Annotated in this window: 16 protein-coding genes, 1 pseudogene and 1 riboswitch; of the genes and pseudogenes, 7 read left to right on the forward strand and 10 right to left on the reverse strand. The window is 62.1% G+C overall.

The genetic code is table 11. The features are described from left to right. Positions 1–5: 5 nt before the first annotated feature. From hisC to HB778_RS10195, 3 genes are all read right to left on the reverse strand, one after another. Positions 6–1,115, reverse strand: a complete 1,110-nt coding sequence (hisC, locus tag HB778_RS10185; RefSeq protein ID WP_183463528.1) for a histidinol-phosphate transaminase — start codon at positions 1,113–1,115, stop codon at positions 6–8. Positions 1,116–1,209: 94 nt separating this feature from the next. Further along, positions 1,210–1,641, reverse strand: a complete 432-nt coding sequence (locus HB778_RS10190) for a hypothetical protein (RefSeq protein ID WP_095203989.1) — start codon at positions 1,639–1,641, stop codon at positions 1,210–1,212. Further along, a complete protein-coding gene (locus HB778_RS10195) occupies positions 1,638–1,892 on the reverse strand; it encodes a hypothetical protein (protein ID WP_095203990.1) in 255 nt (84 codons plus the stop codon). Before HB778_RS10195 ends, HB778_RS10190 begins: the two co-directional genes overlap by 4 nt. A 176-nt stretch (positions 1,893–2,068) precedes the next feature. Next, a riboswitch (SAM riboswitch) is annotated at positions 2,069–2,146 on the forward strand. Between the two features lie 72 nt (positions 2,147–2,218). Between HB778_RS10195 and metX the strand changes: the two genes are divergently transcribed. The 3 genes from metX (at position 2,219) to HB778_RS10210 (ending at position 5,066) form a co-directional block, all read left to right on the forward strand. Next, entirely contained in the window at positions 2,219–3,388 is a 1,170-nt protein-coding gene (gene metX, locus HB778_RS10200) for a homoserine O-acetyltransferase MetX (protein ID WP_183463530.1), read from the forward strand. Next, complete coding sequence (metW, locus tag HB778_RS10205) at positions 3,385–3,999, forward strand: methionine biosynthesis protein MetW (protein WP_183463532.1); 615 nt, start codon at positions 3,385–3,387, stop codon at positions 3,997–3,999. The genes metX and metW overlap by 4 nt, the downstream gene beginning before the upstream one ends. A gap of 140 nt (positions 4,000–4,139) precedes the next feature. Next, a complete protein-coding gene (locus HB778_RS10210; RefSeq protein WP_244571390.1) occupies positions 4,140–5,066 on the forward strand; it encodes a glycosyltransferase in 927 nt (308 codons plus the stop codon). 150 nt (positions 5,067–5,216) lie between these two features. Here the strand turns inward: HB778_RS10210 and HB778_RS10215 are convergent, their stop codons facing one another. Continuing rightward, positions 5,217–5,537 (reverse strand): DUF1330 domain-containing protein, encoded by a 321-nt coding sequence (locus HB778_RS10215; RefSeq protein WP_183463533.1) that lies wholly within the window; start codon positions 5,535–5,537, stop codon positions 5,217–5,219. Between the two features lie 376 nt (positions 5,538–5,913). Between HB778_RS10215 and HB778_RS10220 the strand changes: the two genes are divergently transcribed. Further along, positions 5,914–6,849, forward strand: coding sequence for a glycosyltransferase family 2 protein (locus tag HB778_RS10220; protein WP_183463535.1), 936 nt, complete (start codon positions 5,914–5,916; stop codon positions 6,847–6,849). A 12-nt stretch (positions 6,850–6,861) separates the two neighbouring features. On the opposite strand, the gene HB778_RS10225 is transcribed toward HB778_RS10220, so the two are convergent. From HB778_RS10225 to HB778_RS10235, 3 genes are all read right to left on the reverse strand, one after another. Then, a complete protein-coding gene (locus HB778_RS10225; RefSeq protein WP_183463537.1) occupies positions 6,862–7,665 on the reverse strand; it encodes a DUF1194 domain-containing protein in 804 nt (267 codons plus the stop codon). 88 nt (positions 7,666–7,753) lie between these two features. Beyond that, positions 7,754–9,580, reverse strand: a complete 1,827-nt coding sequence (locus HB778_RS10230; RefSeq protein ID WP_183463539.1) for an ABC transporter ATP-binding protein/permease — start codon at positions 9,578–9,580, stop codon at positions 7,754–7,756. A gap of 133 nt (positions 9,581–9,713) precedes the next feature. Then, a complete protein-coding gene (locus HB778_RS10235; RefSeq protein ID WP_183463541.1) occupies positions 9,714–10,502 on the reverse strand; it encodes a class I SAM-dependent methyltransferase in 789 nt (262 codons plus the stop codon). A gap of 186 nt (positions 10,503–10,688) precedes the next feature. Here HB778_RS10235 and gloB point away from each other — a divergent pair, with 186 nt between their 5' ends. Together gloB and HB778_RS10245 are read left to right on the forward strand one after the other, a co-directional pair. Beyond that, positions 10,689–11,456 carry a hydroxyacylglutathione hydrolase gene (gloB, locus tag HB778_RS10240; protein ID WP_183463543.1) on the forward strand — a complete coding sequence of 256 codons (768 nt, stop codon included), beginning with the start codon at positions 10,689–10,691 and terminating at the stop codon, positions 11,454–11,456. 22 nt (positions 11,457–11,478) lie between these two features. Beyond that, positions 11,479–11,919, forward strand: coding sequence for a cupin domain-containing protein (locus HB778_RS10245; protein ID WP_095203997.1), 441 nt, complete (start codon positions 11,479–11,481; stop codon positions 11,917–11,919). Here the strand turns inward: HB778_RS10245 and HB778_RS10250 are convergent. The 3 genes and pseudogenes from HB778_RS10250 to HB778_RS10260 all read right to left on the reverse strand — a co-directional run bounded on the left by HB778_RS10250 (position 11,894) and on the right by HB778_RS10260 (position 14,313). Beyond that, the gene (locus HB778_RS10250; protein WP_183463545.1) at positions 11,894–12,568 is read right to left on the reverse strand and encodes a lysoplasmalogenase; all 675 of its coding nucleotides are present in this window, start codon (positions 12,566–12,568) and stop codon (positions 11,894–11,896) included. The genes HB778_RS10245 and HB778_RS10250 overlap by 26 nt on opposite strands. Then, positions 12,565–13,480, reverse strand: a pseudogene (yddG, locus tag HB778_RS10255) (aromatic amino acid exporter YddG). The gene HB778_RS10250 and the pseudogene yddG overlap by 4 nt, the downstream one beginning before the upstream one ends. Before the next feature lie 44 nt (positions 13,481–13,524). Continuing rightward, positions 13,525–14,313, reverse strand: coding sequence for a DUF3108 domain-containing protein (locus tag HB778_RS10260; RefSeq protein WP_183463547.1), 789 nt, complete (start codon positions 14,311–14,313; stop codon positions 13,525–13,527). A 259-nt stretch (positions 14,314–14,572) separates the two neighbouring features. Between HB778_RS10260 and rpmB the strand changes: the two genes are divergently transcribed. Then, complete coding sequence (gene rpmB / locus HB778_RS10265) at positions 14,573–14,869, forward strand: 50S ribosomal protein L28 (RefSeq protein WP_010911765.1); 297 nt, start codon at positions 14,573–14,575, stop codon at positions 14,867–14,869. Positions 14,870–14,916 lie beyond the last annotated feature (47 nt).

Consider the following 14,916-nt stretch of genomic DNA (forward strand, 5'->3'; position numbering starts at 1 on the left):
GCGTTCTAGCTTTTCAGGAATGTCGTGAGCGCTGCGACAACGCCACGATTGGCCTCTTCGGTGCCGACGGTCATGCGCAGCGCGTTGGGAAAGCCGTAACCGGAAACGCGCCGCAATATATAGCCGCGCGCGGTGAGATAATCGTCCGCCGCAGCCGCCGAATGCTTCTGATCGTCGGGAAAATGGATGAGCAGGAAATTGCCGACGCTGGGTGTCACCCGCAGCCCGAGCCCGGTCATCTCTTGGCTCAGCCAGGTCAGCCAGGTCTCGTTATGCGCCACGCTGCGCTCGACATGGGCGCGGTCCCGGATTGCCGCGATACCGGCCTCGATCGCCGTCGCGTTGACGTTGAAGGGACCGCGCACGCGGTTGATGGCGTCGACGATGTGAATGGGCGCATACATCCAGCCGATCCGTGCTCCGCCGAGGCCGATCTTGGAGAAGGTGCGGGTCATCACCACATTCTCGGCGCTGCCGACAAGTTCGATGCCGGCTTCATAGTCGTTGCGGCGGACATATTCGGCATAGGCCGCGTCGAGCACCAGCAGCACATGTCTGGGCAGGCCGGCATGCAGGCGGCGTACCTCCTGGAAAGGCACATAGGTGCCGGTCGGGTTGTTGGGATTGGCCAGAAACACGATTTTGGTGCGCGGCGTGACGGCGGCCAATATCGCATCGATATCGGCGCGCTCGTCGGTCTCCTTGATAACAACCGGGGTGGCGCCGGCCGACTGGATGTAGATTTTGTAGACCATGAAGGCGTGTTCGGTGAATATGGCCTCATCGCCGGGCGCGAGATAAGTCTGCGCCAAGAGGCCGAGGATCTCGTCGGAGCCGTTGGAGCAGATGATGTTTTGCGCGTTGAGGCCATGCACCTCGGCGATCGCCTCGCGCAGCCGCCTGGCGGTGCCGTCGGGATAGATGTCGAGCCTGGCGGCAACCTCACGCGCGGCCTCGATCGCCTTCGGTGACGGACCGAGCGGGTTCTCGTTCGACGACAGCTTGTACACCTTGGCGACACCGGCGGGTGCGGCGCTCTTGCCCGGCACATAGGCGTCGATGTCCATGATGCCCGCGCGCGGGGTTGGACGTGCCTGATCCGGTGTCTGCGTCATGTCGTAAAAACCTGTCGAGAAAGCCTCATCCGAGGCCGCAGCGGGAATACAAGCCATGGCCGGCAATGTCGAGAGGTGCCCACCGCATGTAGCGTCAATCATCGCGGCCGGTGATTCGGGCTTTGCGGGCCCGCTGAAGCTGCAGAATTCCGTGCCGCAGTTGATCGAACAAGGCTGGCGGAAGCATTCCATAGGCGTAACTGCCGTTGGAGCGCGGCCGAATATCGTAGCCAGGCCAAAGGAAGCGGTTCAACTCGTCGAGGCGTATCCAGTGCCGGCCTTCATCGAGGCCGAGAGCTCGGCAAACCACCGCCGGAATCTCGACCGATGTTGCCTTGTCGGATGGTGGGCTATGGGTGATCGGAGCGACAATGGTGCGGATGTGGCCATCCGTGTCCGTCGGCGTGGCAACGACGATCGCGCAAGGACGATCCTTTGTGCCTTCGACTTTGCCGGAGAGGCGTTCGGCACTCCAAAGAAAATTATAGCGAATGACCAGACCCGGTTTCGGAAGCGGCAGGCTCACTTCGGTTCCACGCCATACTCAGCCGATTCGATAGAAGCTATGGTGTCGTCGTCAAGTTCGCCCACGATCAGGATTTCACGCTCACGACGCTTCAGCAATTCGTAGTGCTCGAACTCCTCGGCGGAAAGATACGCCCCCACAACTCGGCCATGATTGGTCACATTGATGACCTTCTTGGAGATGGCTTCGTCCTGATATTTAGCAAAATTTCGGGCGAAATCGCTCGCAGGGATTGCGGTGTTCCGGGGCATGCTTTGCCTCCATCTGCTGCAAGGGCCTGTGAAGTCGACTGTGACAAAACCGAAGTGACTTCGATTGGCTTGCGCAATTTACGTAGTTTACACAAATTGTGCAAGGTGGCGAGAAGGACAACGACCCGTGAGAAACGCCGCCGTTGACGCCAACACCCCATGGCCCTAGAAGAGATAAGAACTTCCGTGGTGATTTGGCCGGTCGGCTTGCAGCCACGTTAAACAACTTGCTAAAGGGCCGTTTGCATCCTGTAACCGGCTTTGCGACGGCAATGCCGGTTTTTTGTTGTCCGCGCTTGGCCGGACGACCGATGGAAGAGATGTGAATGGCCGCTCTGCGCGCAAGAAAGACCAACAACGAGGCCGACCAGCCGTCGAGCCCGGTGTTGCGCTTCGGGCCGGACCAACCGCTCAAGCTCGATGCCGGCACGCTTTTGTCTCCGTTCCAGATCGCCTACCAGACCTACGGCACGCTCAACGATGCCCGCTCCAATGCCATCCTCGTCTGCCATGCGCTGACCGGTGACCAGCATGTCGCCAACACCAATCCGGTGACCGGCAAGCCGGGCTGGTGGGAAGTGCTGATCGGCCCCGGCAGGATCATCGACACCAACCGTTTCTTCGTCATCTGCTCCAACGTCATTGGCGGCTGCCTCGGCTCCACCGGCCCGGCCTCGACCAACCCCGCCACCGGCAAGCCCTATGGGCTCGACCTGCCGGTCATCACCATCCGCGACATGGTGCGCGCGCAGCAGATGCTGATCGACCATTTCGGCATCGAGAAACTGTTCTGCGTGCTTGGCGGCTCGATGGGCGGCATGCAGGTTCTGGAATGGGCGTCGAGCTATCCCGAGCGCGTCTTTTCGGCGCTGCCGATCGCCACCGGCGCGCGCCATTCCTCGCAGAACATCGCCTTCCACGAGGTCGGCCGGCAAGCCGTCATGGCCGATCCGGACTGGCATGGCGGCAAATATTTCGAGCATGGCAGGCGCCCGGAAAAGGGCCTGGCGGTGGCGCGCATGGCCGCCCACATCACCTACCTGTCGGAAGCCGCCCTGCACCGCAAATTCGGTCGCAATCTGCAGGACCGCGACCACCTGACTTTCGGCTTTGATGCCGACTTCCAGATCGAAAGCTATCTGCGCCACCAAGGCATGACCTTCGTCGACCGCTTCGACGCCAATTCCTATCTCTACATGACGCGGTCGATGGACTATTTCGACATTGCTGCCGACCATGGCGGCCGCCTGGCCGACGCCTTTGCCGGCACCAAGACCCGCTTCTGCCTGGTGTCGTTCACATCGGACTGGCTGTTTCCGACGGAAGAAAGCCGCTCCATCGTGCATGCGCTCAACGCCGCCGGTGCCTCGGTATCCTTCGTCGAGATCGAAACCGACCGCGGCCACGACGCCTTCCTGCTCGACGAGCCGGAACTGTTTGCCGCCATCAACGGCTTCATCGGCTCGGCAGCCCGCGCCAGAGGACTCGCATCATGAGCGTCAACGGCAGCCAGCGCGTCGACCTCGAGGTCGTCGCCAACCTCATCCCGCCTCAGTCCCGCGTGCTCGACGTCGGTTCGGGTGACGGCTCATTGCTTGAATTGCTGCAGGACGCCAAGCAGGTCGACGGCCGTGGGCTTGAACTGTCGCAGCGCGGCGTCAACGAATGCGTGGCGCGCGGCCTCTCTGTCATCCAGGGCGATGCCGACAAGGATCTCGAATTCTATCCCGACAAGGGTTTTGACTTCGTCGTCCTGTCGCAGACCTTGCAGGCCACCCGCAACCCGAAGCTGGTGCTCGACGAATTGCTCCGGATCGGCAATCGGGCGATCGTCTCCTTCCCCAATTTCGGCCATTGGCGGGTGCGCCTGTCGCTGTTCGTCAAAGGCCGCATGCCGGTGACCCAGGACCTGCCCTATTCCTGGTACGACACGCCCAACATCCATTTCTGCACCATCCGCGACTTCGTCAATCTGTGCGAGGAACTCGGCGCGACGGTGGAAAAGGCGACCGCGCTCGATGCCGCCGGCCAGAAGATCGGCCTGTCGATGCCCTGGTGGTTCTGGAATTTCTTCGGCCAGCAAGCGGTTTTTTTGCTGAAGCGGTAGGGGTTGATTATCTCGATTTCTTCGTGCTTCCGAGGCGTTGTTTGAACTCCTTGCGCTATAATAGGATTCCATAAAACGTGCCTGTAGATTCGCTGAGCTATTCCCTTGTCCTGGAAATGGAGAATGCCAGGTCGGTAGACTTGGAAGAGGTCAGCGTTGGACTGACCGCCTTGGCGCGGGAAATCGGCGCTGTTTCTTCGCTGGGCCTTGCCAGGCCACAGGTCGTTATCTCCCATGGCGGAGACGACGCGGACACACTTTTGCTGAGAAGCAATATCGCACCTGCAGCATCGCAGCTGGAACAGGTCGCCGACGTGATCTTCGCCGCATGCCCAGGGGGCAGGTACTACGATCTCAAGAACAACGGCATTCCGGCAACCGACGGCGACATCGTCATTTTCACGGACTCCGATACCGTGGTGGAATCCGGATGGCTCTCAGCCATGCTTGGTCCATTTCAAGATCCCGCGACCGTGGCCGTAAATGGATACACCTACCTTTATTACGATGATTTCATGTCGAGAACATTTGCGCTGATCTGGTTTTTCCCAATGGCGCAAAAGGATACGCGCTTTGCTTCGAAACGCGCGATAAACGCCAACAACGTGGCCTTTCGCCGCGACTGGATCACCAATCACCCCTTTCCCGAAAACAATGGCTTCAAGGTTTCCTGCACGCTGCTGATGCGTGCGCTTGAGCGCGACGGCCATAAACTCGTCAGCGCCAATGCACGTGTCTATCACCACCCGCCGCGCGGCTGGCGCTTCTTCCGCTGGCGCGCACTGGTGACCGGTCGCGATGCCGACCGGAAATTTCGAGAACTTGTATCCTCTCGTCGTAGCCGGCGGATCGTAAAGTCGCTCAGCCGATGGCTCACCATGTCGTGGCGCACAACACGGCGCATTATACGGCATGCCCGGCAAACGGGGATGCCGGTCTGGCAAATTCCATTGTCTCTGCTTGTCGGCCTGGCGTTCTACAGTTTGGCATTTTGGGGTCAGTTCAGCCTGGCCCTGGGCCTCATCCCTGACGAAATTGAAGTTCTGCCCGACTTTGCCGGCGGATAAGCGTATCCAGGCGCAACCCGCAAGCTCCACAGCGGCTGATTGCCGACCGCTAGAGCAATTCCAGGAAAAGTGTGAGCGGTTTTCCGTCCGGAATTGCGTCAAAACAAAGAGTTAGAGCCGTTCGCCGTTTCCATGAAACGGTGAACTGCTCTAGTCCAGGACATCCGTGGCCTTGTGCGGATGTTCGACGCCGTCAACGAACACCACGTCGGATTGAGAATTTCCCGTGCGCAGCGCCAGTATCGCCTGGTAAGCGGGCGAATTGTACCAGTTGCGCACCTGATGCCGGTCGGGAAATTCGATGATGATGAGGTTGCCCGGCCAGTCGTTCTCGATCACCTCGATATTGCCGCCATGGACCACGAAACGGCCGCCGAATGGCTCCAGCGTGGCATCGATCTTGTGCAGGTATTCGACGATCTGCGGGCCCATTGCGACTTGGCGCATATGGGCAACGGCGTAAGCGGTCATGACGTAACTCCCTTGTCGATCGAAGCCGATTGCCAGCCTCGCCAGTGCAATCTGCAGGAGGGCCGATCGCAAAGCGATTACGTCCGAGGTAATGGAATGGACGCGACACAGTCGCGATGGGCCGGTCCCTCCAACGACCCATCGCAAACGCTCTTGCCCGGCCACGCTGTTGCAATTGGAGCGCTTGGATGGGAATTCGCCCCTTCGCACGGGCTGAGCACCGACAGGGTGGGTGACACGGGAAGCTGTTTTTTGTAGCGTCACCAACGAATACGACGATGCGTCGTGGAGGGGGAAGTCCGATCGATTCGATCACCCCGAAGATCGAAAGGCCTGACAGGAAGCGCATTTTTGCGCTGGGAACGGCTGACGCGATATGACCGGGAAGACCGAGCGTTCGCCCCTCGTCACGGTCATCACGCCGACCCACAACCGGCGCGAAACGGTGTTGCGCGCCGTCGAAAGCGTCCTTTCCCAGAGCATGCCGAGGCTGGAGCATATCGTTGTCGACGATGGTTCCACCGATGGGACGGAACCGGCGCTGACGCGCATCAGCGACCCGCGGCTGATCTATGTCGGTGCCAAATGGCGGGGCGCCAACGCAGCCAGGAATGCCGGAATCGAGCGCGCGCGGGCTCCGGTGGTGACATTCCTCGATTCCGACGATGTCTACATGTCGCATCGACTTGAACGGACCTTGGCCTGGTTCGACAACAATCCCACGCTTCAGGTGCTGATCAGCTCATATGTCTCGCTGAAGAGCGGCCGCGCCACCAACTGCGTCAATCCCGAGGCATTCATCAGCCCGATGATGCTGGAGCGGACGCTTGTCGCGCAGACAATCTTCATCGCCGGCACCGCTATCACCGCACGCCGCGAGGCTTTGCTCGCCATTGGCGGCTATGACAGCGACATCACCCGGATGCAGGACCGGGAATTGCTGCTGCGCCTCGCCCGGCGCTTCGGCGCGCAACTGTCCGGAGATCTCGACTGGACGAAACACAATTCGCAGAATTCGATTTCGCGCCGCCGTAGCGGCTATGTCGAAGCCTATGCGAACCTGATGGATAAACACCCGCATATCGCCCGCGTCTACCCGCACATTCCGCCCTACATGATCGCGCGGCAGATCATCGCCGATATTCTCAGGGGTCGGATACCGGAGGCGTTTGAGGGCTACATGGCCAACCGTTCGTCGAAAACGCTCGGCTATTCGCTGCCGGAACTGATCAACGGTTATGTCTGTGGCCGGCGCTGGCGCCGCAACGTCCAAACTGAGTTTCGCAAAAAGTTCGGCGCCCGGCCTGCTTAGTTGTCGCCAGGCCTAGCGGTCGAGTTCCGGGAAATAGGGATCCGACAGGAATCGCCTGTCCCGTTCGCCTTGCAGGCAGTCGATCGGCGCATCCGCGTCGACGGGAGTGACCCTGGCCTTGTCCTGAATGCCGCTCACTTCGAGGATCAGCTTGCGCCGGATGGCGGTGGAAAATTCGGCTGCCGCATAAATTGGCAGCACGAAGGAGCCTGGTCCGCCGGTCACGCACTGCGCGTAATACTGGTCGAGATGCTTGAACGTGGGCGATGTGTTGATCAGGATCGGCAGGCCGTTGATGACGATGCCTTTGGCGGTTGCCGCATCGCGCATCGCGGTGACCGGCGGCCCGATATTGTTGGGGCCATCGCCGGAAACATCGATGACGCTGCGTTCACCGACGAAATCCGTCCTGTCGAAAAGCCCGGCGCCGAAGGCAAGTGCTGTGGAAATCGAGGTGCCGCGAAAACTCCGGAACGGGCGCGCGGCCACCTTGTCGGCAAAGCTGTTGGCGCTCTCGGCGCTGTCGATGATCTGCCAGTTGATGACCGCGTCATCGCGCACCGTGCCGGCCCATTCGAAATAGGCAATCGCGATGCGGCCCGTATTGCCGGACCGGACTGCCCTTATGAAATCGGGATGCCGCAGAGCCTCGACATAGCCGGCGCGCTGCAGCGCGAACTCCTTCTCGTCCATCGACAGGGAGATATCGACCGCCAACACCAACTCGACGTCGACAGTCAGCGCATCCGATGGCGAGGCAACCGGAGTTGGCTGGGCACAGGCAAGACAGGCAAGCAGGCGCAGAGCATCAAGCATCGCCACCGCCAAATTCTGTTTCTCCGGGAAATCTTCCTTCGCGATCGCGGCGAAATAAAGCTTGCTGCGACAGCGCGGGAAAACAGCCCTACTTCTTGCGGCGCTTGACGACCGGCGGCGGATCGATAGCGCCGGCCCTGACGCGGGCTGGTTTCAGCGGCTGTGCACCCGAATCCTTGACGATCGTCAGGCCGCGCGGAAAGAACTGATTGTTGTGCTGGCCGCGCCCGATGTTGATGATCGTGGCGCCCTTGAGATGTTTTTCCAGCATCGCCAGCACGCGCCGCAGTGCGGGTCCGTCGAACGCGTCCATCGCCTCGTCGATGATTACCCATTTCGGCTGCCGCAAGGCGAGCCTGGCCACGCCCAGCAAGCGCTGTTCGTCATCGCCCAATTCATGGTCCCAGCGCCCGACACGGTCGAGCGACGACGACAGCCGTTCAAGGCCAATTTCGGCTAGCACCGCCGCAATGTCGGTATCACTCGCGGGCGCATGCCCGTTCGCGTGATTGAGTACCTCGCGCAACGAGCCGGCCGGCAAATACGGCACGCGTGGAACGAAGATGAGGGTTTCTCCCGCCGGCAGGCCGATTTTCCCGCCGCCCCACGGCCAAAGCCCGGCAATGGCGCGGAAGAACAGCGTCTTGCCGGCGCCTGGCTCGCCGGTGATCATCACCCGCTCGCCGGGGCGGATCTCGACATGCTGATCGGAGAGTTTTGTGCAGCCCTCCGGCGAGGCCACCTGGAGCCTCTCGAACGTCAGGCTGCCATTGGCATTTTGATCGAAGGTGATGCGCCTTTCGGTGTCGTGCAGCACATCGGTTTCATCGAGCGCGATGCGGAAGTCGGCGACGCGCATCAGCGTGGCGCGCCAATCGGCGATGCTGCCGATGTTGTTGATGAACCAGCGCAGGGAAGAGTGCACCTGGTTGAAGGCACCGACCGCCATCATCAGCCCGCCGAAGCTGATGTCGCCGGAAAAATAAACCGGCGACGCGACCAGAATGGGAGCCACGACCGTGATCCAGCCATAGGTATCGGTCACCCAGGATAGATTGATCTGGGCCGTGAAGATGCGCCGCATCGCGCCCAGCACCGTGCCGAGGTCGAGTTCGAGCCGCCGTTTGGCGTCGTCTTCGCCATGGTAGAGCGCGATCGCATCGACATTCTCGTTGACCCGCACCATGGAGGAGCGCAGCTCGGCTTCGCGTGTGTAGCGATCGCTGTTGAGCCTGATCAGCGGCCGACCGACCAGCCAGCTTAGCCAGGAGGCGATGCCGGCATAGAGGAACGCGGCCCACACCATGTAGCCCGGTATCGCCAGGGACCAGCCGCCAATGTGGAAGACGAAGCCCGAGGACAGTTCCCACAGCACGCCGACGAAGGACAGGAGCAGGATGAGTGACTGCAAGAGCCCGACGCCGAGATCGGTCGACAGGTCCGAGAGATGCGCCGCATCCTGCTGCATGCGCTGATCGGGATTGACACCGATGGCGCCGGCATTGGCCAGCCGGAAGGCGCGCGCCGGCCGCATCCACTGGTCGATCAGGTCCAGTGTAAGCGCCTCGCGCAGCTTCAGCCGGATCATCTGGTTGAGCCAGGTCTGACCGATATTGAGCACCAGCAGCCCGCCGGCGATCATCGCAAAGACGAGGAGTTGGTGCAGGAAGGCCGCCATGTCGCGGCGCGCCAGCGCATCGTAGAAGGGCTGGTTCCAGCGGTTGAGCAGGACCTGGCCGATCGACGTCGCGATGATGACGGCCATGATGCCGACCGACGTCCACAGCAACCATTTGCGAACCGGCGACACCACCAGCGCCCGCTTGATCGTCGCCACCTGATCGCGCAGGCTGCTGGCCTCGACGGCCACGGCGACCGGCTGAACGGTGGCCTGATTGTCCAGTTGATCAGCCATGTCAGAGGTCCTTGCGTTCAGGTGCGATGCTGAAACCGGATGAGGGGAGCCGACAGCCGCCGCCTGTTAGTCCGCGAACCCAGCACGACAGATAGGTCGGAAAAATGCCGCGCGAGGAAAGTTTCCGCGCTGATCACGAAGGTTTCACCTGGCGAGCCGCTGCTGCCGCGGCTGTCGCCTCGGCCCGGCGGCCGAGCCGTGTCGCGCCGTGTGGCGACAGCACCGGCACGAAAACGCGGCGCGAGGCGCGCTGGGCCACCGGCACACCCTGATAGAGCCGTTTCTGCGCCTCGACGACGATAACGCCGGAAAAGATCGGCCACAGCCGCCGGCCGGCGCGCTCCAGCACATTGTGGAAGCGCATCATGAAGCGTCGTCGCGATGGCGGGAAGAACAGCGCATCCGACCAGGCGGCGGGCGTGAAATTCGCCTCACGCAGCAGTTCCGTCAGCTGCCCGCGTGAGAACGGCCGGCCATTGCCGAACGGCGTATGCTCGAAGCGTGCCCAGACACCGCGCCGGTTTGGCACGACGATGACGACGCGGCCTGCCGGTGACAGCACTCGCCAGATCTCGTTCAGCGTCTCGCGCGGGTTTTCGACATGTTCGAGCGAATGGACGAGCAGCATGCGGTCGATGCAGGAATCGACCAGCGGCAGTTCCTCGTCAAAGACCAGCGCCGTCGCCGTCGGTCCTGCCGCCGGCCAGACCACGGCGCCCTGCGTCGCCGGCATGAAGGCAAAGACCCGCTCGGCGTCGGTGCCGAACCGTTCCAGCCAGGGCAAGGTATAGCCGAGACCGACCAGCCTTTCATTGGGGACAGTGGCCCATATCGACGACAGCGCCATGGTGATCGAGCGCTCGGCGAACCGGCCGAGCGTTGTCGAGTAGAAGGAGCGAAGGTCGACGATGTCGGAATGCATGTCAGGGATGTAGCCGTGATATCGGCAGGTTTCAACAAAGAGCCCCTGAGGTTGCCGGCACATCCCCGGATGACATTCATCATCTCCGGGAGTGACATTGTCATCTCCGGAGTGACACTTGTCATCTCCGGGATGACATCCGCCCTCTGGCGCCCTATGTCTGCGGCGACAAAATGGAGAGATACGATGGCGGTCGAAATCGAACAGTTCATGTGCCGCAGCGATAATTTCGGCGTGCTGGTGCATGACCGCAAAAGCGGGCAGACCGCGCTCATCGACGCACCCGAGGAAGCGCCTATCCTGGCCGCGATCAAGCGCACCGGCTGGACGCCGACGATGATCCTGACCACGCATCATCATATGGACCACGTCGAGGCCAATCTGGCGCTGAAGGAGCGCTTCAAACTGCGCATCGTCGGCCCGGAGGCGGAAAAGGCCAAGATCCCCGGCATCGACGAGACCGTAGAAGAAGGCTCCGTCCTTCATCTTGGCGACGAGCGGATCGAGGTGATCGCCACTCCCGGCCACACCGCCGGCCACGTTTCCTATCATCTGCCGGCGTCGCAGGTGGCTTTCACCGCGGACACGCTGTTCGCGCTGGGCTGTGGGCGGCTGTTCGAATGCAAGCCGCCGGTGATGTATGAATCACTAAAGAAACTTGCCGCCCTTCCCGCCGCGACGTCTATCTATTGCGGCCATGAATACACGCTCGCCAACGCCCGTTTCGCGCTGACCGTCGACCCGACCAATTCGGCCTTGAGGGAACGCGCCGCCAGGATCGAGGCGCTGCGGGCCGACAGCAAGCCGACGCTGCCGACGACGATCGGCGAGGAATTGTCGACCAATCCCTTCCTGCGCTGGCACGATCCGGCGATCCGCAAGCATCTCGGCATGGAAAAGGCTGGAGATGCCGAAGTGTTCGCCGAGATCCGCAAGCGCAAGGACAATTTTTGAGCATCGTGCAGGCCTTCGACCGATGACCAGTTCAGCAGAAATCATTGCGACACTCGGATTGAAGCCGCATCCGGAAGGCGGCTGGTACACGGAAACCTTTCGCGACGAAGCCGGCGGTGCACGCGGCCATTCGACCGCCATCTATTTCCTGCTGGAACAGCACCAGCTCTCGGCTTGGCATCGCGTCAAGGATGCCGCCGAGGTCTGGCATTTCCATGCTGGCGCGCCGCTGGCGCTGTCGATGTGGGAAGAAGGGTCAACGGTGATCGAGCAGGTGCTCGGCATCGGGCTCGCGGCGGGTGAACGGCCGCAGATCGTCGTGCCGGCAGGCTGGTGGCAATCGGCGCGCAGCCTGGGCGACTGGACGCTGGTCGGCTGCACGGTCGCGCCGGGCTTCGATTTCGCCGCTTTCGAACTGGCCGAGCCAGGCTGGCAGCCTACCCCAGCAGGAAACCCAGCGTGATCGCGAACTGGGCGGCGTAGTACAAAACCCACACCGCAAATCGCATCCACGCGCGATGCGGCGAGATGGCCGCCACCAGAAACTTCTCAGTGGCGAGCAGCCCGTCCGATGCCATGAACAGCACGGCGCCGCCGATGACCCAGGCGCTGTTGGTGGTCAGAGCGGACATGCCCATCGCCAGGATCGCCACGACATAACAGGCGATCGGCACACGCAGGCTGGGGCCGACGCGGCGCCAGAGCGCGGCGAGCATGACGATCACGAACACCGCCAGTGCCAGTGCGATGGCCCCGCGCCAGGATTCGGCGCCGAGCAATCCCAGCCCGCCACCGCTGCGCAGGAACAGTGCGATGTAGACAATGTGGGCGACGAGAAAACTCGCCAACCCACCGAGAAACGCCTTTTCGCCGTCGCGCGACAGGAAGGCGTCGCCCACCGCGCTAAGCGCCAGGGCCACGACCAGCAGCAGCGGGCCGCCTTGCAGCGCCGAAAGCACGGCAAGCATCGCGACGCTAAGCGTCTTTGCCGCGGAGCGGGCGAGGCTCTGCGGCATGCCGAGCGTGAAAGCATAGATCACCGCCGCAACCAGCGAGAAGATCAGCGTCGCATTGGCATTGGCGTCGATGCCGCCGCCAAACGGCATGGTCATGCCCCGGCTCCGCTTTCGGCTGCCTCGGCTCGGCTCCCAGCGACGGCCGGCTTGCGCAGGAACAGCGATTTTGCCGCCAAGGCCGCACCGCCAGTGATGAGCACGCAGGCGGCGAGGATGCGCAGCGACGGCTCGGCGACGCCGGCCGCGATCAGCACCAGCGTCGACAACAGCGGCGCCGCATAGCTTGCCGCGCCCAGCACCTGGATGTTGCCGCGTTTGACGCCGATGTCCCAGGCATAGAAGGCAGCCCCCCACCGGCATCAGGCCAAGCCCAAGCACCGCCAGCCACTGGCCGACGCCTTCAGGCAACACCGTTTGCTCCAGCGCCAGATGGCAAACGAGCGACAGCACGGCAGTCGCCGCGCAAAACCAGGTGACGATGCTGGTCGGCACCGACGGAAAGCGCCGCGACAAAAGCGAGTAGGACGACCACAGCAGCGCGCAGACGGCAGCCATGGCATAGCCGAACGTGTAGCGCGCGTCGAAGGCCAGCCCGCCGCCCTTGGTGACGATCAGCACGGTGCCGGCCAGGCCGAGCAGCGCGCCGACGACATGGTTCCACGCCAGTTTTTCGCCCGGCATCAGCGCCGAGCCGAGCACGATCAGCAGCGGCCACAGATAGGCGATCAGGCTGGCCTCCACCGCCGGCGCGTTGCGCAGCGCTGTGAAATAGAAAAAATGGTAGCCGAACAGGCCAGCAATGCCGATCAGCCAGACCTGTGGTGGAATCTTCTGGCTCTTGTCGGCGGCCGGCATGAACAGCCGCGCGACAAGCCCGACGCCAGTGCCGATCGAGAAGGTGATCGCCGACAAAAGGAATGGCGGCACCTTGCCCGACGCATCGGTGAGCAGCGCCAAAAGCGCCCACATGGCGACCGCCGAAAAACCGATCAGTGTTGCGCGCGCCATGTCCTCTCCCGTGGCGCGCCCTGTTCTGTCCCCAGGGGTGTGCCCTATTGTACCGCTTCGAAACGCCCGGCGCTGATGGTCAAGGTGCCGATCTGCGTTCCCACCGTGGCGTGGATCGGCGCATATACTCCGGTTTGGCCGAGCGGCGCAAACGTCACCATCATGCGGCTTTTGTTCTTGAGATAGTTGAGCGCCTTGCGGCCTTTGCGATAGCCCGCCACCGGCTCGAAGCCCATCCGGCAGGTGATGGTGTCGCCCTTGTAGCCCGGCACCGAGATGGTGCCTTTCGAAACGTAGGTCAGCGTCAGGTCGGCGCGCATCTCGCCATCATAGAACTTGACCTTGCGGCCGCAGACCTGGTCGAGGCTGTCGGCATGGACGACGGTGGCGGCCATCGGATCGAGCACCGATGCCAGGTCGCCGGCACCGATCGGCACCCAATTGTTGGGGTCACGCTTTTCCGGCGCCGGAATGACCTGCGTCGAGGTCACAGCGCCATTGGTGAAGCGGATATCGACCACCGATGCCTTCTTGCCGGACGTGTAATCGGCCCGGAATGCCTGCGGCACCATCTTCTTGCCCGAAATCGTGCCCTTGGACGAAATGGTGCCGCGCGTGTCGTCGAACAGCTTGGCGAGGCCTGCAGCGGACACGCTGCCTTCGATCGCGTAGGCGCCATTCTCATAATGGCTGGAGAAGGTCGATCTTGCGATCGAGAGACCAAGGAACGACACCGTGTACTCGCCCTTGAAGGACTGCGGCGAGGCAGCCGACGCGGCGGAGGGCAAGGCGATGGCAAGCGCGGCACCGAGCGCGTGAGACAAACGAGGCATGGCGGGATCGGATCCTTGATTTTGGGCCGGAGGCGGGCGACTCCGGTCTGGCATGTCCCTATGAGACCGCTTATAGGATGAAATCCGGCCTTAATATGAAATGCCGGGCGCTTCCGTGGCAAAGCCGGAGCTTGACGCCCCGGCGAAATGCAACTATGGAACGCCAACTTTTTCCATAAGGCCGCCTGACCAGAACCGCGCGCCACCCGGCGTGGGCACAAAGGTTTGGCAGGTCCCGAGAGAATTGAAGGTTAGAATTATGTCCCGCACCTGCGAACTCACTGCCAAGGCAGTCCAGACCGGCAACAATGTGAGCCACGCCAACAACAAGACCAAGCGTCGCTTCCTGCCAAACCTCGTCAATGTGACGCTGATTTCGGAAGCGCTGAACCAGAATGTGCGCCTGCGCATTTCGGCCAACGCGCTGCGTTCGGTCGAACATCGCGGCGGTCTCGACGCTTTCCTGGCCAAGGCCGACGTCAAGGAACTGTCGCAGCGCGCGCGTCTCTTGAAGAAGCAGATCGCCAAGAAGCTGGCCGAACAGGTCGCTGCGTAACATCGGATAAAGGCGGGGGGACCGCCCGGGCCAACCTCTTGTTGGCC

It is taken from the genome of Mesorhizobium huakuii, assembly GCF_014189455.1.
Taxonomy (GTDB): Bacteria; Pseudomonadota; Alphaproteobacteria; order Rhizobiales; family Rhizobiaceae; genus Mesorhizobium; species Mesorhizobium huakuii_A.